Raw genomic sequence first — 24,295 nt, 5'->3', positions numbered from 1 at the left:
TTTTGAAAAATAACGCAGTCTCCCGCAGACCAAGTATTACTACGGCTCCTGCAAAGGCCTGAATATCGACGCGGGGACCGGGCGCTGTGTTTTCATAGATTTTGAAATGGTGGGTTTCTGCTCATTGCTCCTCTGTTTTTTTATTGTTGACTTTTTGTGTTAGATATTTTATTCTTTTAGAAACAGATTTGCATTTCCGGAAAGGATTGTCTGTATTACATTTTTTAGTTTTTCTATTTCTATTCTTATTATAATCTACCGATTCTGGTATTTTTTCATTTTATCAAGTTTACATACACATAGCTGTTGCGCAAAGGAAAATGTATTGTCTGTTTTTATTTTTTCTGTTATATTGTAATCAGACAATTTCTTTCTGATTTCCTTTTGCAGGAAGGATTTTTTATGACACAGAAAGAAATGATTACAAATGATAAAATCGGTTCTGCAACTGTATTTCAGCATGAAGATACGGTTCTAAAGACTGCCGCTCAATTCTTTGCCGAGGAGCTGATTCCTTATCTTGGCATTGATGGAAAGGTTGTATCTTCTGCTCCTACAGAGTCCATTGTTCTTAATCTTAAGAAATTCTATGAAGATATCAATCTCATCATGGAAGATGGTACGTGGAAACACTTTGAATTTCAGAGTAAGAATGAAGGGATTCCCGGTTTGAAGCGTTTTCGATCCTATGAAGCTGTGACCAGTTATCAGTATGGCGTTTCTATCACCACATACGTTCTTTATTCGGGAAATATCCGAAATCCGGTCACTTCATTTACTGAAGGAATAAATACTTATCGTATTATTCCGATCATAATGAAGAATCACAATGCAGATAGGCTGATTGAAACGCTGAAAGAGAAATTTTCCTCTGAAGACATTCTTACAAAGGCTGATCTCGTTCCGTTAACACTTATCCCTCTGATGGATGGTCAACTTTCTCAAAAGGAACGATTCATTCAGGCATTCTCTCTGACCGAAAATACAAAAGATATTCCATCGGAAGATCTGCAAAAAATTGAGGCAATGCTCTACACTATGGCAGATAAGTTTCTTGAAAATGATGATTTTGAACATGTAAAGGAGTGTATTCGTATGACACGTTTGGGTCAGATGCTGTTTAATGATGGTTTTAATGATGGTTTCAACAATGGTTCCCAGAAAAAGCAGCTTGAAATTGCCCGAAATCTGATAGGAAAACTCAGTGATACTTCTATCGCTGAAACTACCGGTTTGTCTTTGGATGTGATTTTGGAGCTGAAAAAAGAAAAAACTATGAAACTATAAAAAGCTGTCATTCTTTATCAAAAAAGCAACTGGTATTTCACAGATCAGATCTGCAAAATACAGTTGCTTTTATTATGTGCTTATTATCATACACAGTCAGACCGATAAGCCGGGTTATGTCGTTGGGTGATCATCTATCTAGGCCTTCCGTTGCCAGAAGGCTCCAGCGACCTACCTGAAAGCACGACGGGCCGCCGTATGGCTTTCTTCTCGGTCTTGCTTCGAATGGAGTTTACATGTGCCCGCTCTGTTACCACAGCGGCGGTAGTCTCTTACACTGCCTTTCCACCCTTACCCCGCAAAACGGGGCGGTTTATTTCTGTTGCACTGGTCTGGGAGTTACCTCCACCGGACGTTATCCGGCATCCTGCCCTGTGAAGCCCGGACTTTCCTCGTCTGGACCCTTTCGTCTGTCCAGCCGCGATCACCTGGCCTGGCTGCGCACCTGCTATTTTAACACAGGTGTATAGACTTGTAAAGTTGGAATTTTCTTGGTCTCCTATGTCTTTTACATGGAAATCCATCCAAATGCATTTGCCACAGAACTGAAAAGAATGATCGCCGCAAAGATTGGGCAAAGATACTGGATCATAAAATTAAAGATTCTTTTTCTGCGGAAAGTACCACCTTCCTGCAGTACTTCCTCTTCAATCTTCTTTGTACCAACTACTCTGGATATCAGAAGACAGGTAGCAATCGCTGCAATCGGCATCATGACAGAGTTCGTCAGGAAATCAAAGAAATCAAGGAACTGCATTCCAATGATCTTAACACACGCCAGAGGACCATAGCCAAGAGAAGAAAGACTTCCGAGAACAACCATGATAATTCCGACAAATACTGTCGCCTTCTTGCGCCCCCATTTCAGTTCATCCTGAAAAGTAGATACTGCACTCTCAGTCAGTGCAATAGAACTGGTCAGAGCTGCACAGAGAACCAGTATAAAAAACAGGATTCCAACCAGAGTTCCAAATCCCATGCTTGCGAATACCTTCGGAATCGTAATAAACATCAGTGCCGGTCCCGCCTGTAACGTATCCGGATCTCCACCGGAGAATGCAAACACAGCCGGAATGATCATCAGACCTGCCATCATTGCGATCGCTGTGTCAAAAATTTCTACATTTTGTGTAGACCCTTCAATAGATACATCCTTTTTCATATAAGAACCAAAAGTTACCAGAATACCCATTGCGATCGACAGAGAATAAAACATCTGTCCCATTGCCGCAACCACTGTCATCCAGGAGAAGTTTTTGATATTTGGTATCAGAAAATATTTCACACCTTCCAGTGCTCCTGGCCTCGTTACCGAATAAATGACAATGACCACAGACAAGAATACCAGTATCGGCATCATTAATTTGGAAACTCGTTCCACGCCATTCTGCACACCTGCATAAATGATCACCAGCGTAAGCAGTGTAAAAAACAGGAAACAGGTTTCTGTAGAAAATCCATCCGCTATAAAAGCAGAAAAATATCCGTCTTCAGCAAGAGTCTGACTGCCTCCCTTTACATACTCCACCAGGTATTTAATCACCCAGCCACCGATCACGGAATAATACGGCACGATCAGAACCGGTATGATCGCATTGATCCAACCGCCCAAAGACAGCCACTTTGATTTACCAAAAGTTCCAAACGCACCTACCGGACTTTTCTTTGTCATACGTCCCAGAGCTGTCTCTGCCACGATCATAGAATATCCGAAGGTCAATGCCAGAATGATATAGATCAGTAAAAAAATTCCACCGCCGTACTTTGCCGCCAGATAAGGGAATCTCCATATATTCCCAAGCCCTACCGAAGCACCAGCTGCAGACAGTACAAATCCAATCTTCCCGGAAAATGTACTTCTCTCATGTTTATGTTTCTCCATAATTCTTCCTTTCCCGTCACATTTTTCATATTCTTTCTTTATGTCTTCTCAATTTCCGCTCATATGATAATACCATGCTTTTATCCCTCAGGCAAACAATATATTAAAAAAATGCAGAGCCTATATTTCCTGAATTACTGTTCACTCCATTCTCAATAACACGCTTCGCGGTGCACAGAATTTATGCTAATCACATAAATTCGCGCAGTATGGCTCGGGTTTTCTGTGACCTTCGCTCACAAAAAACACCTCGCGGAATATTACCAGTAAACAGTAATTTTCCTGTTCTGCATCCCACAACCATACTCTCCGCACATTTTATATTTTTCCTGCCAGCTGGATGCACCAGCCTGGGGGAGAGGATATCGGTTTGGGCTGCTGCGGAGGAGGGGTGATAACTACTTGGGCTGCGGGAGTCGGCGTTATTGCGGCAGGGTCAGCTGTCTGAGCCAACGGCGAGTTCTGGCCCTGCCGCAATGCTTTTAGCCGACTCACGGAGTCCTAGTAGTATCCCCCGACGGAGTCCCTGCCCGGACCGATATCCTCTCCCCCAGGCGTCCGTCGTCCGCCATCCGCCATCCATCATTCTGCTTCCACCACTTTCCCCAGCAGTATCCCCCCTACGCAACCATCCACTCTGACGTTATCGTCCAAACATTCGTTCGTAAATTAATTTCCTACCGGATCTCCAACGTCCACTCCCGCCGATCCACAACCTCACCGATCACCCCAGCCTGCAGACCAGCCGCATCCAGCCGCTTCATGATCTCCGGCACATCCCTCTCCGGAACCGCCGCCAGCAATCCCCCAGAAGTCTGCGGATCAAACACCAGATCCTCCCGCCAGAGCTCTGCCACACTTTTCACTCCGGTTTTCTCAGCAAACTCCCGGTTCCTGTAAGCCCCACCCGGAATCAATCCCATAGAAGCAAACTCCTCCACATCCGGAAGCACCGGCAGCTTCTCCGTATCGATCACAACCGTCCGGTCACTGGCCACAGCCATCTCCGTAGCATGTCCCCCAAGACCAAACCCCGTCACATCCGTACAGGCATGAACCTCAAACTCTTTAAAAACCTCACAGGCATCCCGGTTCAGTTTCTTCATGGAAGTCAAAACCGCCTTACGTGCACCTTCCGTCACCAGATCCGCCTTGATCGCCGTATTCACGATCCCCGCACCCAGCGCCTTCGTCAGGATCAGCTTATCTCCGGTCTGCGCTCCAAAATTCTTCCAGAACTTCCTCGGATCTACAAAACCCGTCACACTGAGCCCATACTTTGGTGTATCATCCTGGATCGTATGGCCACCGGCAAGAACCGCACCAGCCTCCATCACCTTATCTGCACCACCACGCAGGATCTCCCCGAGGATTTCCACATCCATATCCTTCGGAAACGCCACAATATTCAAAGCCGTCTTTGGAGTTCCACCCATAGCATATACATCACTCAACGCATTGGCCGCCGCGATCTGCCCGAAATCATAAGGATCATCTGCCACAGGCGTAAAAAAATCCAGTGTCTGGATCAGCGCCAGATCATCACTCACCCGGTAAACTGCAGCATCATCCGAAGTGTCCGTTCCAACCAGAAGATCCGGATCACAGAACTTTGGCAGCCCGCCAAGAACTCCCGCCAGAGTCCCCGGTCCTACCTTAGCTGCACAGCCACAGTTTGGAGCCAGTTTTGTCAATTGTATTTTTTCTTTCATGATCATTTTCCCTTTCCTTTAAGTCCTGTAAATCCCGTCATCCATCCGCAGCACCACAGAGGACTTTAACTTTTCCGATTCACACTCAAAAGGCTCCACACACCACAGATCCTATGCACAGAGAAATCCTAATCTTCTCATCTTTGTGCCAACCGATATCTGCATTGCATAGAGCCTTATATCTACACATAGCTTTTTTTATTCATACAATTAATTTATACATTAAAACAACTACCGCCAATAAACTCCCTCAGAAGCGAATTAAACGGAACGCCTTCACTGGGCACCGGCACAAAATAATCCAGGAACTTCAAAAGCCGCTTCGCCTCCTGATACTCCGGTTCACTCTTGTCAATTCCAAAAAGCAGCGGTTCCGCATAAACCTTCAGGCAGGCAAGCTCATACACAAGAGCTGAATTAAACATCACATCTGCTTCCTCCTGGAACGGAAAAATATTCTGCTCCTCGCCTCTCCGTACAGAAGGCCACCTTGCAATGGTATCCTTTGCGGAAGTTCCACGTGTACGTGCATCACGGACAATTCGGCGTATCAGTCTTCCATCCGTTGTGGGGATCCGGTTATGCTCATCAATGTTCAGCTGTGTCAGTGCACTGATATAGATCTTAAACTTACTCTCTTTTGGAAGGGCATAACTCAATTTGTCATTGAGCCCGTGGATACCCTCAATGACCAGGATATCATCTTTTCCAAGCTGAAGCTGGTCTCCCCGGTATTCCCTGCATCCGGTCTTGAAATTAAATGTAGGAAGATCCACGGTTTTTCCCGAAAGGAGATTCAGCATATCTTCATTAAACTGCTGCGTGTCAATGGCTTCCAGACACTCATAATTCTTTTCTCCGAATTCATCCAGCGGCGTATGTTCACGATCCACAAAATAGTTATCCACAGCAATGGGATGCGGCTTCAGACCATGAGCAGAAAGCTGAATAGATAATCTGTGAGAAAAACTGGTCTTTCCGGAAGAAGACGGACCTGCGATCATTACGAACTTTACATTGCCCCTTCTCCGGATCTCCTCGGCAATCGAAGAAATCTTGGCCTCATGGAGTGCCTCCTGAATCAGCATCAGGCTCTGCACACCTTCTCTTGTGATCCGGTCATTGAGATCTCCTACAGTGGCAACATCCAGCTTATCGCCCCACTCTTCCGATTCCTTCTGCACATGGAAAATCTTATCCTGGGGTTCAAAAGGCTCCAGCACATCCGGGTTCTTCTGCCTCGGAAGGATCAGCACAAAGCCTTCATCATAAAGCTGCAGATCAAAATGCTTCACATAGCCGGTATCCGGTGCCATAAATCCATAAAAATAATCCTCGAAATTTTCCAGGCTGTAAATATTCACTCTGGAAACCCGCCGATAACGGAACAGCTTTTCTTTATCATACATATGATGCCTGTGGAACATGGAAACGGCATCATCCGTGCTGACACTGCGTTTGCAGATCGGAAGCTTCCGGTCTACCAGTTCCCACATCCGCACTTTTACCCGGTCAAGAAGCTCCTGATCCAGGGTAGCACTGCCTTTCATGGTAAAATAAAGAGCATTTCCGATAGAATAATGGATCACAACATGATCCACATTCTCTTTTCCAGCTACATCAAAAATTGCCTTCAAAAGAATAAAGATCGCACTTCTCCGATAGGTTTTTCGACCGGCACTGTCCTTTGCGGTTATAAATCCCAGTGTACAGTCATGCTGAAGCTTCTTGTGAAGCTCACGGAGCTTTCCGTTCTCAGTCACAAGGATCACCGGATACTCTGTTTTGCCCTCATAATCCCTTATGATCTCAGAATACGGTGTCATTTTGGGGTATTCCCTTGTTTCTCCGTTTATGGTCACTTTAATCATTGTCTGTTCCATAACGATCCCCTCCACAGGCTTATATATTTATACAGCTGCCCGATTTTTCGGACAGCCATGTGTTTCACAATTCATTTTTCCGAAACAGATAATCGTATTCCATCCCACTACATATTCATGAATACAAGCACTTTTTGCAATCCGCTTTTACAAAACAGTATATGGATTTTTCACACTGGCGCAGGTTGTCTTAAGCGCAGAGAATGCCGCATTCAGTTCCTTCTCCATAGCTTCCGCAAAAATATACTCCGTACCGTAATGTCCGGCATCTACGATTGCCAGACCATCTGCCATAGTATCGATGGCAGTATGATAATCAATATCTCCGGTCACATATACATCCGCACCGGCGGCCATTACATCACCGATCATACTCTTTCCGCTTCCTGTACAGATCGCCACCGTCTCGATCTTCCGATCCAGATCACCGTAAACCCGCACATCCGGAAGATGATTGCATTCTTTTACATATTTTCCAAACTCATCAAGAGTCATAACATGGGGAAGCTTTCCCACTCTTCCGAACCCCTCCGGCTGCTCCCCGGATCCATCGGTAACTGTAAGCACCCTTGTATCCTGAAGCTTCAGATGCTCTGCGCTTAAATCTGCCATTCCGATCACATCATAATTGGTATGCATGGCAAAATACGGGATATCCTCCTTTATCAGACGGAGGATCTTTCTTCCGGTAAAGGTATGATTGTTGATCTTTTTGATTCCAGAAAAGATCATTGGGTGATGGGTAAGGATCATATCCGCACCAGCAGCCACCGCCTCATCCAACACCGGTTCCGTAAGATCCAGTGCAAGAAATACATGGGAAATCTCTTTCTGGTCATCTCCCACCAGCAGTCCCACATTATCCCAGTCCTCCGCAAATTTTTGCGGATGGTGCTCATTCAGCCATTCGATCAGTTCATATGCTTTCATATCGTTTCAGAGCTGTATGGATCAGCTCCATTTCCTCCTTTACTTCTGCCAGACGAGTTTTTGCGGAAACAGACTCTGCCCCGGAAAGACCGGCAAGTATTTTCTTACGGATCATTTCCTCCCGTAGAAGATACTCTTTAAGGACCGGGTGACATTTTTTCAGAAGGAGAGGTCCAAACCAGGCCTCTTCCTCTGTGTAAACAGTCTTTTCTCCCGCATTGTTACGTACCGCTTTCATCATAGGATAAAATTTTCCGTCTTCTTTTATCATTTCTTCCCTTACGATCTCCCAGCCGATCTCAGAAAGAAAATGCCGGAAATGAGGAAGGTCCGACTGAGGCTGCAGGATCAGTTCCTGAAACCCCTCCCGGACCTTCGCTCCATCCTTTAATATCCTTTCCATCAGAGGACCACCCATTCCCGCGATCACCAGGGTATCACCTTCTCCCGGCTCAAGCTTCGCAAGCCCGTCGCTCAAACGGGTCTCTATGTAATCTTCAAGGCCATAACGGGTAATATTCTCCCTGGCTCTTGAAAGCGGTCCCGGACGTACATCCATGGCAATGGCTGACGGAACTGTTTTTTCACTGACAAGCCAGATCGACAGATAGCCATGGTCACATCCTACGTCTGCCAGCCGTTTTCCTTTTGTTACCATACCGGCAATGGCACGAAGACGCATGGAAAGCTGTACGGATATATTTTTATCAGTCAAGATAATCCTTCAGCTTGCGGCTGCGGCTGGGATGACGCAGCTTGCGCAGAGCTTTTGCCTCGATCTGACGGATACGCTCTCTTGTGACATTGAACTCTTTACCAACTTCCTCCAGAGTTCTGGCACGTCCGTCGTCCAGTCCGAAACGGAGGCGGAGAACCTTCTGTTCACGGTCAGTAAGCGTACTTAAGACTTCTACCAGCTGCTCCTTCAGAAGTGTAAATGCAGCTGCATCTGCAGGTACCGGAACATTATCATCCTGGATGAAATCGCCAAGATGACTGTCTTCCTCCTCACCGATAGGAGTTTCCAGAGATACCGGCTCCTGAGAGATCTTAAGGATCTCACGTACACGGTCTACCGGCATGTCCATCTCCTCAGCAATTTCCTCCGGCGTAGGTTCACGTCCAAGCTCCTGGAGCAGCTGACGGGAAACACGGATCAGCTTGTTGATAGTCTCAACCATATGCACAGGGATACGGATGGTACGTGCCTGATCTGCAATGGCTCTTGTGATAGCCTGACGGATCCACCAGGTTGCATAGGTACTGAACTTGTAGCCTTTTCTGTAATCAAATTTTTCAACAGCTTTGATAAGGCCAAGATTTCCCTCCTGGATCAGGTCGAGGAACAGCATCCCACGTCCAACATAACGCTTTGCAATGCTGACAACAAGACGGAGATTGGCCTCTGCCAGACGTTTCTTGGCAGCTTCATCCCCCTTTTCCATTCTCTTGGCAAGCTCGATCTCCTCATCTGCACTTAACAGACTGACTTTACCGATCTCTTTCAGGTACATACGGACCGGATCCTCGATGCTGACACCTTCCGGTACAGAGAGGTCGATCTTATCAAGCTCTACCTCTTCTTCATCTTCCATCCCATCCATATCCATATCGTTATCAAGGAGGAGTTCGTCACCGCTATTTTCTGTGATACGGAGAACGTCCACACCGCTGGCCTCCAGGAAGTCAAAAACCTTCTCCATCTGATCCACTTCCAGTGGAGAGTCCTTGAAAAAGTCGCTGATCTCCTGATATTCCAGCACATTCTTTTTCTTTTTTGCAAGTTCAAGAAGCTCTACAAGTTTCTCGCTGAATTTTGCCATATTCATTTCCATAGGTGCTCTATACCTCCATATAGTGTTTATATTTTATCCTTAATTGAAAGAAATATGCAGCTGCTGCCTCTTTCTTCCAAGGTCTTCCAGTTCTTTTTTTGCTTTTATCAGTTCCTGAAGCCCGGCCATGTCTGACGGGTCCCAGGTACGGTTTTTTTCTTTGAGGCTTTCTTCCTTGATCCGCAGCAGCGCATCGGAAAAAGCCCTCTGCTGTTCTCCTTCGTTTTCCAGATGGATGGTGGCGTTAAAAAGAGATGCCACCTCCCGCTGCTCCTCACTGTCTGTAAAGGCGTTGAGAAGCTTTCCCGGATTGGTCTCTCCCTCCTTATGCTGTTCAAACAGCATCTGGGCTACCTCTTTATACAGCGGTACCACAAAATCGGAAGGGGAAATGTATTTTTCCACCTGTTCAAAAATACCCGGATAATTTACAAGCCAGGTCAGCATCAGCTTCTGTGCTTTGTCTGCGGCGGATTCCTTTTTCTTTGTTTCCGGAGTCCCGGACTTTGGCTGGATCCGTTTCTCTGCAGGCGTTCCCTTCAGAGCCAGCGTGTTGACCCTTTTCCGGATATCCTCCGTGCCCACTCCATAGCGGCCGTATTCCTTTACAATGGCTTCTATATAAAGATTCCTCTCCAGTTCATCGGAAAGCTCCAGAAGCATCCCGGCACACCGCTCAAAAAACTGATTCTGTCCCTGGGGTGCATCCATGGCAAATTCCTGTTCCGCAATATGTACACGAAACATAAAGCTGTCCATGGCCCGGTTCAGACGTTCCTCAAAGGCCTCCGCTCCTTCATTCTTGATGAACTCGTCCGGATCCTTCCAGGGCTTCAGGCTTACTACCCTGGACGTGACTCCCGCCTCCCGCAGGATCGGAATCGCACGAAGTGCCGCCCGGATCCCTGCACCGTCACTGTCATAAAGAAGCAGGACTTCCTTGGTGTAACGTTTCACAAGACTTGCATGTCCAGAGGTCAGTGCAGTTCCAAGCGACGCCACTGCATTGGTAAAGCCAGCCTGATGCATGGCGATCACATCCATATATCCCTCACAGAGGATCAGATAATTCTTCCTGGTGGTCCTGGCCACATTCAGCCCGTAAAGATTCCGGCTCTTATCAAAGATCTTCGTCTCCGGTGAATTCAGGTACTTGGGCTTGCCATCTCCCATGACACGACCTCCGAAACCAATGACCCGGTTGTTTACATCCATGATCGGGAAGATCACACGATTCCAGAACTTATCATACATGCCTCGCCGCTCATCTACATTGAACAGGCCGGATTCCCGGAGGAGTTCATCACTGTAGCCCTTCCCCTTAAGATATTTGTACAGATCATCACTGTACTTGTCCGAATATCCAAGACCGAATTTACGGATGGTTTCCTCGGAAAGACCTCTTCCTGTCAGATATCTGTAAGCCGCCTTTCCGCCTTCTCTCCGGAGCTGATAATAAAAGTACTGCGCTGCCAGCTTGTTGATCTCCAGAAGATTTGCTCTCTGTTCTGCTTTTTCTCTGGCTTCTCTGGAATACTCGATCTTCGGAAGCTCTACCCCTGCCCGGTCAGCCAGATGTGACAGTGCCTCACCAAACGAGTAATTCTCATATTCCATGATAAAATTGTATACGTTTCCTCCTGCTCCGCAGCCAAAGCAGTAATACATCTGCTTGGATGGTGTTACGGAAAAGGAAGGGGTTTTCTCATTATGGAAGGGACACAGCCCAAAATAGGAACTCCCCCTCCGTGTCAGTTTCACATACTGGGATATCACGTCTACAATGTCATTTTTCATTCGGACTTCTTCTATGATGTCATCTGAATAACGCATGCTTATCCCTCTTTTCCATTTAATAGACCTCCCAGGCTCTCGGTATATAGATCTCCCTGAATTTCTCCATGGAATACTGATCCGTCATTCCCGAAATATAATCACATACTGCCTGTTCCTTAGGTACTCCCCGGTATTCCACCAGTTCCCTGTATTCCCGGGACATTGCCTCCGGATGGTCAGTATAATATCCGTACAGTTCACTCAGCATCTGGATCACTTTATCCTCTTCCTTCCTGGCAACCGGATTCTCATAGACATTCCGGAACATCAGCGCCCGAAGCTCCATCATCGCCTCAAAAACATCCGGCGACATGGAGATGCTGTCTTTCCCCATACTGTTCTCTATAATATTATGTACGAAAGTATTCAGCCGTTCTCTCGTGGTATAGCCCAGAAAAGTTCTCATTGTGACAGGAATATCATCTTCTGTGATGATCCCTGCCCGCTGGGCATCGTCCATATCATGGTGGATATAGGCGATCTTGTCAGAAAAACGTACCACCTGTCCTTCCAGTGTGAAAGGATTTCCGCTGGTGCGGTGATTCATGATCCCGTTGCGGACTTCCCAGGTAAGGTTCAGTCCGTTTCCGTTCTTCTCCAGTACTTCCACAACCCGGACGCTCTGCTTATAGTGTGCAAAGCCACCCGGATGTACCTGATCCAGTGCTCTCTCTCCTGCATGTCCAAAAGGCGTATGCCCCAGATCATGTCCCAGAGCGATCGCTTCCACCAGATCTTCATTTAAGCGAAGTGCCTTGGCAATAGTCCGGGCGATCTGTGATACCTCCAGTGTATGTGTCAGCCTGGTACGGTAATGATCTCCCTGTGGTGCCAGAAACACCTGTGTCTTATCCTTCATACGGCGAAAAGCCTTACAATGAAGGATCCTGTCTCTGTCTCTCTGATACGTTGTCCGCACATCGCATTCCTCTTCCGGGTGCTCCCGGCCTCTGGTATCTGCGCTGTGAGAAGCATAAGGGCTCAAAAGCTCCCGTTCTCTCTGTTCCATGCTCTCTCTGATGTTCATAAGCATTTCCTCCACAGTCTGACAAACAGCGGCGACAAAATACCCTCTGTTAATTATATTCTACACAAAACCACAAATTCCTCTTTTCTGAAAAAATAATTCAAAAAATATTGGAGTTACGGTCTGATCAGCCCTTAAGATGTCCAAAATTATCCTATTGTATATGAAACGAATACAAATATATCACGCAGATCTTCCCATTTCAGCTTCTCACCAGTGCAGGCATGCAATAATTTACTTTCATATAGCCAAAAACAGAGCTGCAATTCACAGCTCTGTTTTAAAGTCATGCGGAAGATGGGACTTGAACCCACACAAGCGCAATGCTTACAAGATCCTTAGTCTTGCTCGTCTGCCAGTTCCGACACTTCCGCATATCGCATTTCATTGGAAATTTCCAATGCGGAAGATGGGACTTGAACCCACACGAGCGCAATGCTCACAAGATCCTTAGTCTTGCTCGTCTGCCAGTTCCGACACTTCCGCATGACCGCATTTCCTTGGGATTTTTTATTTTCTCCCTCGCGACAAGTGATAGTATAGCAAAGTGGATCTTGTATGTCAACACCTTTTTTCAAAAGTTTTCTATTTTTTCGGTTTTTCTGTTATTTTGTCACGATTATCTTTGGTCCGGCACCCTTTGCACGGAGGAGTTTTTTGTATGCACTTACCCTGGAAGCCGGTACTTTAAATCTGCAATTGGAGCGAATTCCTTTAAATGCATTGGCTCCGGTCTTCGCTGTCGTAAGCTTTGTGCCGAAGATCGTTACATTGGAGAGTTTACTGCAGCCGTAGAAGGCTTTCGCACCTACTGTCATTATATTCGCTCCGATTTTCACTGTTGTCAGCTTCTTCGCTCCGGACATTGCAGAGGTGCCAATGGCTGTTACACGAAAGCTCTTTCCACCAATCTTTACTGTCGTCGGGATCGTAAGGGCCTTTCTTGCTGCCTTGTCCGTAGCTCCGGTAAAGACTACGGTTCCCTTGCCGGATGTGTCTGCACTGGATATCTTATATTTCAGCCTGCTGACTGTATAGACCGCGTTTTTCTGAACCGTGATCCGGAATTTTTTTGTAACAGAACCGTTATATTTTCCTTTTCCTTTGATAGTAACGGATGCAGTTCCGATATTTTTATTATTCTTCCAGGTAAGGGTGTAATCCCTTCCGTTTACAAGCTTCTTACCGCCATAGGTTATGGTGAGTGCCTGGGTCAGTGGCTTTCCGGTAAAGGCCCTGGTCTTAAGTGCGGATATCTTTGTTTTGCTGATATTGGTAACCGCTGCAGTCTGTCCACCAATGGAAACAAATTTCACATCTTTAAAAAATACATGATATAAATTTTCACTTTGATGCATTCTCTTTACATATCGTTCCGCTGCCGAGCCTGTATAACCTTCTACTGTAAAACCACCGGGAATAACTTCCTCTGCACCATTTCCCATGTTATAACGTATTCCTAATGCCAGTTCGCCAATATCTGTAACTGATTTCGGAATACGGATCTTTTTCAGCTTAAGGCAATCATGAAACGCCCAATCTTCGATCTTAGTCAGTCCCTCATGTAAGGTCACACTGGTCAGCCCGGTATTGCAAAATGTGGCAGACTCGATCTGCTTCAGACCGGCAGGTATGTCAATCTTATCCAAGGATGTACAATCTCTGAATGCATCTCCTCCTAATTTATTTAACTGAGACGGAAGCTGGATCTGTGCCAGATTTTCGCAGTTAAAAAATGCACCCTCACCCAGCTCTTTTAATTGAGGCGGAAGCTGTACCTGCTTCAGATTTTTGCAGTTACAAAATGCCCCTCCTCCTATCAGCGTCAGTTTTTCCGGAAGCTGGATATTTCTGAGTCCGGTCTCGAAAAATGCATTCCTTTCTATTTCTGTTACGGAATCCGGTAACGCAATAGAACTCAGCGCACTGCAGCCCCAAAATGCTCCGTCACTGATTTTTTCCAATACTGTATTCTCAAATATCACACTCTCCAGACTGCTGCAATCTCGAAAGGCATCCTCTCCAATAGACCTCACTCCATTTTTTAATGTAACCTTTTTCAGCTCGGTACATTTTCCAAACATATCTCTCGGCACATCCACTGCACCGGATATCACCACACTCTCTATATTTGGCACATCGTAAAAGCATTGCTCCGGCATATTCATGCCTGCATTTCCATGGATTTCCAGTTCCTTAATATATTTTTTCAGATTCCACATGCCCCATCTATCAAAGCCTGTGATCCCATTCCCGATTACAAGCTTATTTACTCTAGAAAAATCGATGCCTGCCTTCTCCAAAGCACTTTCAGATATCTCATTTTTTGTCAACTCCATGTTATTTCCCGTAATGGTCAGTGTTCCATTCCCGTCCAGTACCCACGTAAATTTTCCATCAGAGTATTCTGCAGATGCCTGCACTGCATCCTTCGTTCCATCATCAAAAGCTGCGTTTTCTTCTTCCTGTTCGCATTCCTCCAACGCTTCGGCTGCATCCATTGCCGCTTCCGGAGTCTCCGGATCTTCCTCTTCTGCAGTACCCTCTGGTGCTTCTTCACCAGACTCCATTGCGCCTGTTTCCGCATTCTCCTGTACGTTGTTCCCGGTATCTGGCTTGTCTGTATCTGTGGTTTCCTGTTCCTCTGTAGCAGCTGATCCATCTGTGATCTCTGTTTCCGTCTCTGCAGTATCTTCCGGATCTGAGGATGCAGTATCTCCACTTTCTTCTGCCAAAAATGTTGCTTCCGCACCCTCTGTTTCCATTTCTGCCGCCACTGTCAGCTCCACCGGAGTCAGCGCCAGGCTTGCCGCTATAAGTACGGCCATGAGCTTTTTTCCTGCACTTTTTCTTCTCATATGACTATGCTCCTTCCATTTTCTTCTATCATAACATATAAACACGATATATTCTATCCGGATTCCTTTTTTACAGATATTTTTAGGCAGCAAAAAAACCTGCATCCGTTTCCAGATGCAGGTTTCCTAAATAAAAAATGCGGAAGATGGGACTTGAACCCACACGAGCGCAATGCTCACAAGATCCTTAGTCTTGCTCGTCTGCCAGTTCCGACACTTCCGCATATCGCATTTCTTCGGGATTCTTTATCTTCTCCCTCGCGACAAGTGATAGTATAGCAAAGTGCTTTTTGTATGTCAACAGTTTTTTTCTAAAAAAATCCAAAAATATTTTTTGTTTATACAATTAATACATTTCGTTTAATAACAATCTGAGACAGAGAATCTTTCATCCCAGAATTTATACTCCGACACAGGTTACGCCTCAGTCGTAAAAAGAGCAGCCTCTTCAAAAAGGCCGCCCTTCTGTCCCACTTCTGTTTTCTTCTATATGGATCAGTCAAAAATGATCAGTGCCATGAACACAAGATCTGTGTCGCCTGTATTGGTAAGACCGTGTCCTTTTCCATCTGGTGTGATGGTGATGTCGCCAGCCTTTACTGGGCGTTTCACGCCGTTATCGTCGTACTCGCCTTCACCGCTTAAGATATAGTAGGTTTCTGTCTCGCCATGATGCTCATGGTATCCCAGAGAACATCCTTTTTCGATGGTAACCTGTGCGTAAAGTCCGCATTTTCCCTTCAGCTCGTCTCCCTCAAGAATGTCTTTGATGATCACATGGCCTTTACCGCCGCACATATTTTCTACTCTTCTGATACCCATGATAAAATCCCCTTTCGTGATTGCGTAAATTTGTGAAATTTTATGAACACAGGCTTTCTGCGGCCTGTGCCTTACTTCCTGTACAATTATAAATGATATGATAAATTTTCGCAATCCTTATTGTTATTTTCGCAAATTAACTTACAGGCAAATTTTTCCCACTGTTTATTGCTTTTCGCAACCCTGTCTGGAGCTTCTATTCGCAATTGAAGCAGGATACTTCTTTGATTCGGTTAAAAACGAATCAGCTCTTTTCCAAAGACCTGCTCCGCAATTTATACTCATATTACAGATTTTTAATTCTCTCAATTGCCTCAAGAGTATTCTCATAGCTTCCGAATGCTGTCAGACGGAAGTATCCCTCACCATGTGCACCAAAGCCTGAACCTGGTGTTCCTACGATGTGTGCTTTCTCAAGGAGATAATCAAAGAACTCCCAGGAGGTCATCTGATCCGGTGTTTTCAGCCAGATATATGGAGCATTTTTTCCACCAGACACGGAAAATCCTGCTGCGGAAAGTCCCTCCAGGATCGTCTTTGCATTACGCATGTAATAAGCGATCTGCTCCTTCAGCTGTGCTTTTCCCTCCGGAGAGTAAACAGCCTCGCCTGCTCTCTGTACAATGTACGGAGCACCGTTAAACTTGGTTCCGTGGCGTCTTGCCCAGAGACTGTGAAGCTCTACGCCATCACGCACCAGTTCCTTCGGAACAACAGTAAATCCAAGACGAACGCCTGTAAAGCCAGCATTTTTGGAAAAGCTTCGAAGCTCGATGGCACAGGTTCTCGCACCCTCGCACTCATAAATGCTGTGCGGGACATCCTCCTCGGAAATATATGCCTCATATGCTGCATCATAGATGATCACGCAGCCGTTTTTGTTGGCGTAGTCGACCCACTCCTGAAGAGCTGCCTTTGTGATAGCACCGCCGGTAGGATTGTTCGGGAAGCAGAGATAGATCAGATCCGGTACTTCATCTGCCGGTATCTCCGGAAGGAAACCATTCTCCTCTTTGCAGGGCATGTAGATCACACCGTCAAAGTTCTCACGCTCTTTGTTATAAAGACCAGTACGTCCGGCCATAACGTTGGTATCTACATATACAGGATAAACTGGGTCGCAAACTGCAACCTTGTTATCCAGTCCGAAGATCTCCTGGATGTTTCCGGAATCACTTTTTGCTCCATCGGAAACAAAGATCTCGTCTGCGCTGATGTCGCAGCCTCTGGACTGATAATCATTTTTTGCAATGGCACTTCTTAAGAATTCATATCCGAGATCCGGAGCATATCCGTGGAAGGTTTCTGCGTGTGCCATCTCGTCTACGGATTTATGAAGGGCATCGATGATCGCCGGTGCAAGCGGCTGTGTCACATCACCGATTCCAAGACTGATCACAGAATCCTTAAATTCCGGATTGGCCTCCTTATATGCGCTTACCTTCTTTGCGATATTGGAAAACAGATAGCTTCCCGGAAGTTTTAAATAATTCTGATTTACTGTAACCATAGTATTTTATCTCCTTCTCTCAATTTCCTCTGCCAGTGCTTTTCTGACGCTGTCAGGATTTGCCTTGCCTTTCAGTTCTCTCATCAGCTGTCCTACAAAAAATCCCATAACCTTATCCTTGCCGCCCAGAAGCTCTGCCAGCGGTCCAGGGTTTGCATCTACGATCTTTTTCACAGTTTCGGTGAGAAGTCCTGTATCTTCTACGATCTTAAGACCATTCTCTTCTATATATACAACCGGATCAATATCCTCGTCAAACACTTTTTCAAATACTTTCTTGGCATTCTGTGCGCTGACCTCTTTTTTCTCCACCATGGAAAGAAGGTCTGCCAGATGCTTCGGGGTAAAGCTTACCCTTTCCGGATCAAGGCCCTTGTCCTTTGTCAGGCGGAGAACCTCCACCATAAACCAGTTTGCCACCTTTTTCGGGTTTCCGAGAAGAACTGCTGTCTCCTCAAAAAGTCCTGCCAGATGTCTGGATTCGGTCAGGATCCCTGCATCATAAGCCGGAAGCTCATACTCCTTCTGATAACGCTCCATCTTGGCTTCACGAAGCTCCGGAATGGAAGTACGCAGCTCTTCGATCCATGCATCGGAAATGTGGATCGGCGGAAGATCCGGGTCCGGGAAGTAACGGTAATCCTTTGCATCCTCCTTGGAACGCATAGCATGGGAAGACTCTTTGTTATCGTCCCATCTTCTTGTCTCCTGTACAACGGCTCTTCCTTCTTCCAGAAGCTCGATCTGACGTTCTCTCTCTCCTTCGATTGCTCTCGCAATGGCCTTAAAGGAGTTCAGGTTCTTCATCTCTGTTCTTGTTCCGAAGGTCTCACTTCCCACCTCACGGACGGAAAGGTTGACATCGGCACGCATGGAGCCCTCCTGGAGCTTACAGTCAGAAACTCCAAGATACTGCATGGTGCAGCGGAGCTTTTCCAGATATGCGATAACCTCCTCGGAGCTTCTCATATCCGGCTCGGATACGATCTCGATCAGCGGTACCCCACTTCGGTTGTAGTCAACCAGGGAGCAGTCTTCCCACTCATCATGGATCAGCTTACCGGCATCCTCCTCCATATGCATCTCATGGATACGTACAGTCTTTTTGCCTGCGGAAGTCTCGATCTCAACAGCTCCGTCATAGCAGATTGGCAGATACAGCTGAGAGATCTGATAGTTCTGGGGGTTATCCGGGTAAAAATAGTTCTTACGGTCAAACTTACAGTACTGATGGATATGACAGTTTGCCGCAAGACCTGCCTTGATGGCAAACTCTACCACTTTTTTGTTGAGGACCGGAAGAGAGCCCGGCATACCGGTGCAGACCGGGCAGGTATGTGTATTTGGTGCGCCTCCGAATTCTGTGGAGCATCCGCAGAAGATCTTTGTTTTTGTGGCAAGCTCCACATGCACCTCAAGTCCTATGACTGTCTCATACTGTTTCATGCCTTTTCTCCTCCTTCCATTGCTGTTCCGAAATCACCGCGTTTTTTCTCATAGGCGTGTGCTGCGCGGAACAGGTTGTTTTCTTTGAAGCAGTCACCGATCATCTGGATCCCGATTGGAAGTCCTGCTGCGTCTTTTCCGCATGGAACTGTGATTCCGGGAAGTCCGCACAGGTTTACTGCTACCGTATAAATATCGCCAAGATACATGGCAAGAGGATCTTTCAGGCTCTCTCCCAGCTTCGGCGCCGTAAAGGGTGATGCCGGGGCAAGAAGAACGTCATATTTGGAAAAGGCCTGATCAAATTCCTTTTTGATAAGGGCTTTTGTGCGAAGTGCTTTCAGATAGTAAGCATCGTAGTAACCGGAGCTTAACACAAAGGAGCCAAGCATGATACGGCGCTTTACTTCCTCGCCGAAACCTTCAGTCCTTGTCTTTTTGTACATGTCATGAAGTCCCTCGTACTCTTTTGCACGGAAACCGTACTTCACGCCGTCAAAACGCTCCAGGTTGGAGCTGGCCTCTGCGCTGGCAATGATGTAGTAAGCAGGGATCATATATTCTGTTGTCTTCATGGAGAAAAATTCTACCACTGCGCCCATCTCGGTAAGGCTCTTCAGCGTATTCATAAAGGCCTCTTTTACCTCCGGGTTCAGTCCCTCTGAGAGATATTCCTTCGGCACGCCGAATTTCATTCCCACAATCTTATCCGTCATAGAAGCGGAGAAATCAAGATCCTCTCTCTTCATGGAGGTGCTGTCCTTGGCATCGTGTCCGGCAATGATCTCAAGAAGTGCCGCACAGTCTGCAACATCTTTTCCAACCGGTCCGATCTGGTCCAGAGAGGATGCGTAGGCAACCAGTCCGTAACGGGATACTGTACCATAGGTCGGTTTGATTCCGGTAACACCGCAGTAGGAACTTGGCTGACGGATGGAACCGCCAGTATCGGAGCCAAGTGCCAGGTAAGTTTCCCCTGCTGCCACTGCCGCACAGGAACCGCCAGAGGAGCCGCCCGGAACATGCTCCAGATCCCACGGGTTTCTGGTGACACCGTAAGCGGATGTCTCTGTGGTACTTCCCATGGCGAACTCATCCATGTTTGTCTTTCCGATGATCACAAGACCTGCCTGTTCCAGACGGTCAATAACCTCGGCATTGTACTGCGGCACAAAATTCTCAAGGATCTTCGATGCACAGGTAGTTGTTTTTCCCTTAATGCAGATATTATCCTTAATTGCAATAGGTACACCGGCAAGAGGTCCTGTATAGGTTCCATCCTCAATGCCCTTCTGTACCTCTTTTGCTCTTGCATAGGCTTCTTTTTTGTAAGTATCAAGATAAGCGTGGACCTTGTCCTCTTTTGCTTCGATCTGATCAAATACGTATTTCACACCGTCCAGGACGCTTATCTGATGCTGCTTGATCTTTTCCGCAAGCTGTAATGCGGTTAATTTTCCCAAATCCATGTCCTGTCTCCTGTCTTATCCAATTGTTTTCGGAACCTGATACTGGTTTTCTTTCTGTTTCGGTGCATTGGCAAGCATCGCCTCATGATTGTCTCCGTTTGTCACAATATCTTCACGAAATACATTTTCGTCCTCAAAAATATGGGACATGGGCTCTACGGAAGAGGTGTCAAGCTCATCCAGCTTGTCTACATAGTCCAGCATCTTCTGCATGTCCTCTTTTGCTTTTTCCTTTTCATCCTCTGTCAGAGAAAGCTTTGCAAGGATGCAGACATTTTCCATTGTTTCATCATCGATTATCTTTGCCATCTTTTTTCTCCTTATTACGGCTCAAGTCTGTTCATATCACGTGGGAACAGACAGGTCTCACGAACGTTTTCTTCTCCGAGGATCTGCATGGTAAGACGTTCCAGTCCGATTCCAAGTCCTCCGTGAGGCGGCATTCCATGCTTGAAGGTATCCAGGTACTGCTCCATACCCTCTTCATCCATACCACGGGCTGCGATCTTATCCTTCAGCATCTGATAATCATGGATACGCTGTCCGCCTGTAGTTACCTCAAGTCCCTTGAACAGAAGGTCAAAGCTTAATGTAAATTTCTCATCTGACGGATCATCCATTGCGTAGAACGGACGCTTCTTAGACGGATAATGTGTGACAAAAACAAAATCAGCATCATATTCTTCTTTGAAATATCTTCCGATCAGCGCTTCTTCCTCCGGCTCCAGATCATATGGGTTGCGGATCTTACGATTATATTTTTCAGCTACCAGCTCTTTGGCCTTGTCAAAACGTACTGCCGGGATCTTGTCCACCTTCGGAAGCTCCACCTTCAGAATGGAAAGCTCATGAGCGTAGTCTTTCTTAAGAAGCTCTACCGCATACTGGAGAAATCCGGTTTCCATCTCCATGATATCCTCAAATCCGTTGATATAGCCCATCTCAAAATCAAGGCTTGTATATTCGTTCAGATGACGTTTTGTGTTATGCTTCTCTGCACGGAATACAGGGCCGGTCTCAAATACACGGTCAAAAACACCTACCATCATCTGTTTATAAAACTGCGGGCTCTGTGCCAGAACTGCCGGTTTATGGAAATAACTCAGCTTGAACAGATTTGCACCACCCTCTGCACCTCTGGCTCCGATCTTCGGTGTGTGGATCTCGGTGAACCCCTTCTCATAGAGGTAATCACGAAATGCCCGCACCAGAGCCTCCTGGATCTTGAATTTTGCACGCTCCTGCACATTACGCAGGGCGATAGGACGATAATTCAGCTTTGCCTCCAGGGAAGTGTTCAGCTTCCATTTGTCGATGGCCAGCGGAAGAGGCTCTGCAGGTGAGGAAAGGATCTCCACATGGCTGATGCGGAGTTCTCTTCCGTGAGGCGCTCTTTCTTCCTCATGAAGAGTTCCTGTGAGGCGCACACACATTGCCTCCTTCAGATCATGAATGGAAACATTTGTCTTGTCGTTTTCATATACGGTCTGAAAAAGCCCTTCTTTTTTTCGAAGTATCACAAATGCCACGTCACCCATATTACGGATGCTGTGTATTGCACCTTCCACTGTTGCTTCCTGGTCTTTCATGCTCTCAGAAAGAAGCACATCCCAGGCACATTCTCTAGTCTTACAGATTCCATCCATAAATTCCATTCCCTCATCCTCCAATTCAAAGTAGTTTCACCGAATCAGGAAATCCCCTGCGGAATTTTTCCCGATCCGGTGTGATATCAGGCATTCAGAACAGATCATTCCTGTCCGCTCTGCTGTTTTTTGTTGTTTTTTACACAGAATCATATAAAAGCATCAGAACCATCTGGGCCGTCTCCACCATATTGGTCCCGGAATCCATACTGCATTTCTGGATATAGCGGTATGCGTCATCCTCGCTCAGGTGATTTCTTTCCATTAAAAGCATCTTTGCATTTGAAATATAATTCTGTTCTTTCCATGAACGCTGCTTCGGCTTTTTCTTATCTTTTTTCCAGCGCCTTTCGATCTGGGAAAGCATCATGCTTACCGTATTTACCAGATCTCCGACTTTCAGAGGCATTCCCACGCATAAAATGGATGTTGGCGCCTCACTGATCACTCCCCGGGAGGCCATAAGCAGCATTTCAAAATAATCCGGCATATAGTCCAGAAGATCACGGTAGTACATATCCTGAAGATGATAACCGCAAAGCAGAACGCCGCCATCAAGCTCCGAGATACTGGCAAGGGCATTGGCACCTGAATTGCATACTGCCGCCACCGTGAATCCATATCGGTTAAGGACTGTGCGGATCTTTTTGGCATCTTCTATTTTCGGTAATGCAATCACGATACTCGTGTTCATAAGCCGCCACTCTCTTTCGTCCCATTATGCCTCGTTCATCAGATCCGATACAGATACTCCTCGATCTCCCAGTCGGAAATCTCCTGGGAATAACGCAACCACTCTTTTCTCTTTGCCTGCGCATACTGTTTGCAGAAAGCTTCTCCAAGGATTTCCTTCATCCAGCTGCTGTCCTCAAACAGTGTGATCGCTTCCCGCAGGTTCTCCGGTAAATTCTCGATACCCTGTTCCTTCTGATCCGACTCGGAAAGAGAACGGTTAGAAGCTTTTGTAGGATAGATCTTCTTCTGGATTCCATCCAGGCCCGCTGCCAGGCATACCGCAAAAACAAGGTATGGGTTGGATGCAGCATCCGGGCTTCGAAGCTCGATCCTGGTATCAGCACCATTGACTCTCGAAATCCTTACCAGTGAATTCTGGTTATTTCTCGTCCAGGTCAGCTCTGTAGGCGCATCAAATCCAGGTACAAGACGCTTATAAGAATTTACAAGCGGATTGGTAATCAGAGTCATCTCACGGCTGTGAGCCAGAAGACCTCCGATAAAATAGTATGCCTCTTCACTTAATCTGGACGGATCCTCCGGATCCACGAAAATATTTTTTCCATTTTTAAACAGTGAAAAATGGATATGCATGGCTGAACCGTTTACTTCCCGTCTTGGCTTCGGCATAAATGTCGCATGAAGTCCATGACGTTTGGCTACAGTTCTTACTGCCATCTTAAAGGTTATAACTTCGTCTGCCATCTCACGTGCTTCCCCGTAATGAAGGGCGATCTCATGCTGTGCAGGTGCTGTCTCATGATGAGAGGATTCCACCTCAAATCCCATATCCTCAAGAGTCAGTACCATGTCACGTCTTGCATTTTCGCCTAAGTCCACCGGACTTACATCCAGATATCCGGCCTTTTCGTGAGAAACCGTTGTAGGCATTCCGTTATCATCAATATGAAACAGGAAAAACTCGCATTCCGGGTCAACATAACAGGTATACCCTGCCTCCTCTGCTGCCTGCGCTGTTTTTTTCAGAATATATCTGGAGCTCATCTCATGCTCTGATCCGTCTGCACGGCGCATATCACAGATCAGTCTTGCAACCTTTCCCTGCTGAGGACGCCATGGAAGAATTGAAAAAGTATTATAATCCGGATACAGGATCAGATCCGGCTCCTTTTCTCCCACAATGCCCGCAATATGAGAGCCATATACAACGCACTGGTTATCCAGGGCTCTTGGAAGCTCTCTTGCTGTGATCGCAATATTTTTCAGAGTTCCAAACATATCTGTAAACTGGAGGCGGATGAACTCTACGTCTTCCTCCTCTGCCATTGCAAGAATCTCTTCTCTGGTATAATTCCCCATAGTATTCTCTCCTTTATTTCCTCATCACCCAAAATAATTACCCTCAAAATCAGAAAAAGGGTGCACTTCAGAGAGCTTCCGCTCTTGAAGAACACCC

18 protein-coding genes, 3 tRNA genes and 1 other RNA gene are annotated in these 24,295 nt (G+C 46.3%); 1 reads left to right on the top strand and 21 read right to left on the bottom strand.

Features of this window, described 5'->3' with window-relative positions; all coding sequences use genetic code 11:
* The first annotated feature begins 402 nt into the window (after nucleotides 1-402).
* Nucleotides 403-1,287, top strand: coding sequence for a hypothetical protein (locus tag NE671_RS01890; RefSeq protein ID WP_059085225.1), 885 nt, complete (start codon nucleotides 403-405; stop codon nucleotides 1,285-1,287).
* Between the two features lie 89 nt (nucleotides 1,288-1,376).
* Here the strand turns inward: NE671_RS01890 and rnpB are convergent.
* The 21 genes from rnpB to NE671_RS01785 form a co-directional block, all read right to left on the bottom strand.
* Nucleotides 1,377-1,727, bottom strand: an RNA gene (gene rnpB, locus NE671_RS01885) — RNase P RNA component class A.
* 68 nt (nucleotides 1,728-1,795) lie between these two features.
* Nucleotides 1,796-3,169 carry a sodium-dependent transporter gene (locus NE671_RS01880; RefSeq protein WP_173740832.1) on the bottom strand — a complete coding sequence of 458 codons (1,374 nt, stop codon included), beginning with the start codon at nucleotides 3,167-3,169 and terminating at the stop codon, nucleotides 1,796-1,798.
* 677 nt (nucleotides 3,170-3,846) lie between these two features.
* The gene (gene selD / locus NE671_RS01875; RefSeq protein WP_330641764.1) at nucleotides 3,847-4,881 is read right to left on the bottom strand and encodes a selenide, water dikinase SelD; all 1,035 of its coding nucleotides are present in this window, start codon (nucleotides 4,879-4,881) and stop codon (nucleotides 3,847-3,849) included.
* A gap of 215 nt (nucleotides 4,882-5,096) precedes the next feature.
* Nucleotides 5,097-6,764 carry a nucleoside kinase gene (locus tag NE671_RS01870; RefSeq protein WP_173740833.1) on the bottom strand — a complete coding sequence of 556 codons (1,668 nt, stop codon included), beginning with the start codon at nucleotides 6,762-6,764 and terminating at the stop codon, nucleotides 5,097-5,099.
* A 147-nt stretch (nucleotides 6,765-6,911) separates the two neighbouring features.
* Nucleotides 6,912-7,694 carry a Nif3-like dinuclear metal center hexameric protein gene (locus tag NE671_RS01865; protein ID WP_022426757.1) on the bottom strand — a complete coding sequence of 261 codons (783 nt, stop codon included), beginning with the start codon at nucleotides 7,692-7,694 and terminating at the stop codon, nucleotides 6,912-6,914.
* Nucleotides 7,681-8,409 carry a tRNA (adenine(22)-N(1))-methyltransferase gene (locus tag NE671_RS01860; RefSeq protein WP_244096000.1) on the bottom strand — a complete coding sequence of 243 codons (729 nt, stop codon included), beginning with the start codon at nucleotides 8,407-8,409 and terminating at the stop codon, nucleotides 7,681-7,683. The genes NE671_RS01865 and NE671_RS01860 overlap by 14 nt, the downstream gene beginning before the upstream one ends.
* Nucleotides 8,402-9,529, bottom strand: coding sequence for an RNA polymerase sigma factor RpoD (gene rpoD, locus NE671_RS01855; protein ID WP_021651146.1), 1,128 nt, complete (start codon nucleotides 9,527-9,529; stop codon nucleotides 8,402-8,404). The genes NE671_RS01860 and rpoD overlap by 8 nt, the downstream gene beginning before the upstream one ends.
* Before the next feature lie 39 nt (nucleotides 9,530-9,568).
* On the bottom strand, nucleotides 9,569-11,362 hold the full coding sequence (gene dnaG / locus NE671_RS01850; RefSeq protein WP_022426755.1) for a DNA primase: 1,794 nt from the start codon (nucleotides 11,360-11,362) through the stop codon (nucleotides 9,569-9,571).
* A gap of 19 nt (nucleotides 11,363-11,381) precedes the next feature.
* A complete protein-coding gene (locus NE671_RS01845; RefSeq protein WP_022426754.1) occupies nucleotides 11,382-12,392 on the bottom strand; it encodes a deoxyguanosinetriphosphate triphosphohydrolase in 1,011 nt (336 codons plus the stop codon).
* A gap of 289 nt (nucleotides 12,393-12,681) precedes the next feature.
* Nucleotides 12,682-12,766, bottom strand: a tRNA-Leu gene (locus NE671_RS01840).
* Between the two features lie 27 nt (nucleotides 12,767-12,793).
* Nucleotides 12,794-12,878: transfer RNA gene (locus NE671_RS01835), tRNA-Leu, on the bottom strand.
* A 119-nt stretch (nucleotides 12,879-12,997) separates the two neighbouring features.
* Complete coding sequence (locus tag NE671_RS01830) at nucleotides 12,998-15,250, bottom strand: leucine-rich repeat domain-containing protein (protein ID WP_173734709.1); 2,253 nt, start codon at nucleotides 15,248-15,250, stop codon at nucleotides 12,998-13,000.
* A 138-nt stretch (nucleotides 15,251-15,388) separates the two neighbouring features.
* Nucleotides 15,389-15,473 (bottom strand) — tRNA-Leu (locus NE671_RS01825).
* 272 nt (nucleotides 15,474-15,745) lie between these two features.
* Complete coding sequence (locus NE671_RS01820) at nucleotides 15,746-16,072, bottom strand: cupin domain-containing protein (RefSeq protein WP_015525755.1); 327 nt, start codon at nucleotides 16,070-16,072, stop codon at nucleotides 15,746-15,748.
* A gap of 286 nt (nucleotides 16,073-16,358) precedes the next feature.
* Entirely contained in the window at nucleotides 16,359-17,582 is a 1,224-nt protein-coding gene (locus NE671_RS01815) for an LL-diaminopimelate aminotransferase (RefSeq protein WP_021651140.1), read from the bottom strand.
* Nucleotides 17,583-17,588: 6 nt separating this feature from the next.
* The gene (gene gatB / locus NE671_RS01810; RefSeq protein ID WP_092069315.1) at nucleotides 17,589-19,028 is read right to left on the bottom strand and encodes an Asp-tRNA(Asn)/Glu-tRNA(Gln) amidotransferase subunit GatB; all 1,440 of its coding nucleotides are present in this window, start codon (nucleotides 19,026-19,028) and stop codon (nucleotides 17,589-17,591) included.
* Nucleotides 19,025-20,497: an Asp-tRNA(Asn)/Glu-tRNA(Gln) amidotransferase subunit GatA gene (gene gatA, locus NE671_RS01805; RefSeq protein ID WP_173733608.1), complete on the bottom strand. Its 1,473-nt coding sequence runs from the start codon at nucleotides 20,495-20,497 to the stop codon at nucleotides 19,025-19,027. The genes gatB and gatA overlap by 4 nt, the downstream gene beginning before the upstream one ends.
* Before the next feature lie 15 nt (nucleotides 20,498-20,512).
* The gene (gene gatC / locus NE671_RS01800; protein WP_110102034.1) at nucleotides 20,513-20,806 is read right to left on the bottom strand and encodes an Asp-tRNA(Asn)/Glu-tRNA(Gln) amidotransferase subunit GatC; all 294 of its coding nucleotides are present in this window, start codon (nucleotides 20,804-20,806) and stop codon (nucleotides 20,513-20,515) included.
* Between the two features lie 14 nt (nucleotides 20,807-20,820).
* The gene (gene aspS / locus NE671_RS01795) at nucleotides 20,821-22,152 is read right to left on the bottom strand and encodes an aspartate--tRNA(Asn) ligase (RefSeq protein ID WP_059085246.1); all 1,332 of its coding nucleotides are present in this window, start codon (nucleotides 22,150-22,152) and stop codon (nucleotides 20,821-20,823) included.
* A 130-nt stretch (nucleotides 22,153-22,282) separates the two neighbouring features.
* Entirely contained in the window at nucleotides 22,283-22,837 is a 555-nt protein-coding gene (locus NE671_RS01790; RefSeq protein ID WP_015525749.1) for an ANTAR domain-containing response regulator, read from the bottom strand.
* A 38-nt stretch (nucleotides 22,838-22,875) separates the two neighbouring features.
* Entirely contained in the window at nucleotides 22,876-24,198 is a 1,323-nt protein-coding gene (locus NE671_RS01785) for a glutamine synthetase family protein (RefSeq protein ID WP_118608257.1), read from the bottom strand.
* Nucleotides 24,199-24,295: the final 97 nt, after the last annotated feature.

The organism is Blautia sp. DFI.9.10 (genome assembly GCF_024461705.1).
Lineage (GTDB): Bacteria > Bacillota > Clostridia > Lachnospirales > Lachnospiraceae > Blautia_A > Blautia_A fusiformis.
The sequence above is the reverse complement of the archived record's forward strand: the minus strand, read 5'-3'. Positions and strand labels throughout refer to the sequence as shown.

Coding starts and splice junctions, on each gene's coding strand:
- NE671_RS01890 (WP_059085225.1), top strand. CDS start 403: ATGACACAGAAAGAAATGATTACAAATGATAAAATCGGTTCTGCAACT.
- aspS (WP_059085246.1), bottom strand. CDS start 22,152: ATGGAATTTATGGATGGAATCTGTAAGACTAGAGAATGTGCCTGGGAT.
- NE671_RS01820 (WP_015525755.1), bottom strand. CDS start 16,072: ATGGGTATCAGAAGAGTAGAAAATATGTGCGGCGGTAAAGGCCATGTG.
- NE671_RS01845 (WP_022426754.1), bottom strand. CDS start 12,392: ATGAACATCAGAGAGAGCATGGAACAGAGAGAACGGGAGCTTTTGAGC.
- NE671_RS01790 (WP_015525749.1), bottom strand. CDS start 22,837: ATGAACACGAGTATCGTGATTGCATTACCGAAAATAGAAGATGCCAAA.
- gatB (WP_092069315.1), bottom strand. CDS start 19,028: ATGAAACAGTATGAGACAGTCATAGGACTTGAGGTGCATGTGGAGCTT.
- NE671_RS01865 (WP_022426757.1), bottom strand. CDS start 7,694: ATGAAAGCATATGAACTGATCGAATGGCTGAATGAGCACCATCCGCAA.
- NE671_RS01815 (WP_021651140.1), bottom strand. CDS start 17,582: ATGGTTACAGTAAATCAGAATTATTTAAAACTTCCGGGAAGCTATCTG.
- gatA (WP_173733608.1), bottom strand. CDS start 20,497: ATGGATTTGGGAAAATTAACCGCATTACAGCTTGCGGAAAAGATCAAG.
- selD (WP_330641764.1), bottom strand. CDS start 4,881: ATGAAAGAAAAAATACAATTGACAAAACTGGCTCCAAACTGTGGCTGT.
- NE671_RS01870 (WP_173740833.1), bottom strand. CDS start 6,764: ATGGAACAGACAATGATTAAAGTGACCATAAACGGAGAAACAAGGGAA.
- rpoD (WP_021651146.1), bottom strand. CDS start 9,529: ATGGAAATGAATATGGCAAAATTCAGCGAGAAACTTGTAGAGCTTCTT.
- dnaG (WP_022426755.1), bottom strand. CDS start 11,362: ATGCGTTATTCAGATGACATCATAGAAGAAGTCCGAATGAAAAATGAC.
- NE671_RS01785 (WP_118608257.1), bottom strand. CDS start 24,198: ATGGGGAATTATACCAGAGAAGAGATTCTTGCAATGGCAGAGGAGGAA.
- NE671_RS01880 (WP_173740832.1), bottom strand. CDS start 3,169: ATGGAGAAACATAAACATGAGAGAAGTACATTTTCCGGGAAGATTGGA.
- NE671_RS01830 (WP_173734709.1), bottom strand. CDS start 15,250: ATGAGAAGAAAAAGTGCAGGAAAAAAGCTCATGGCCGTACTTATAGCG.
- gatC (WP_110102034.1), bottom strand. CDS start 20,806: ATGGCAAAGATAATCGATGATGAAACAATGGAAAATGTCTGCATCCTT.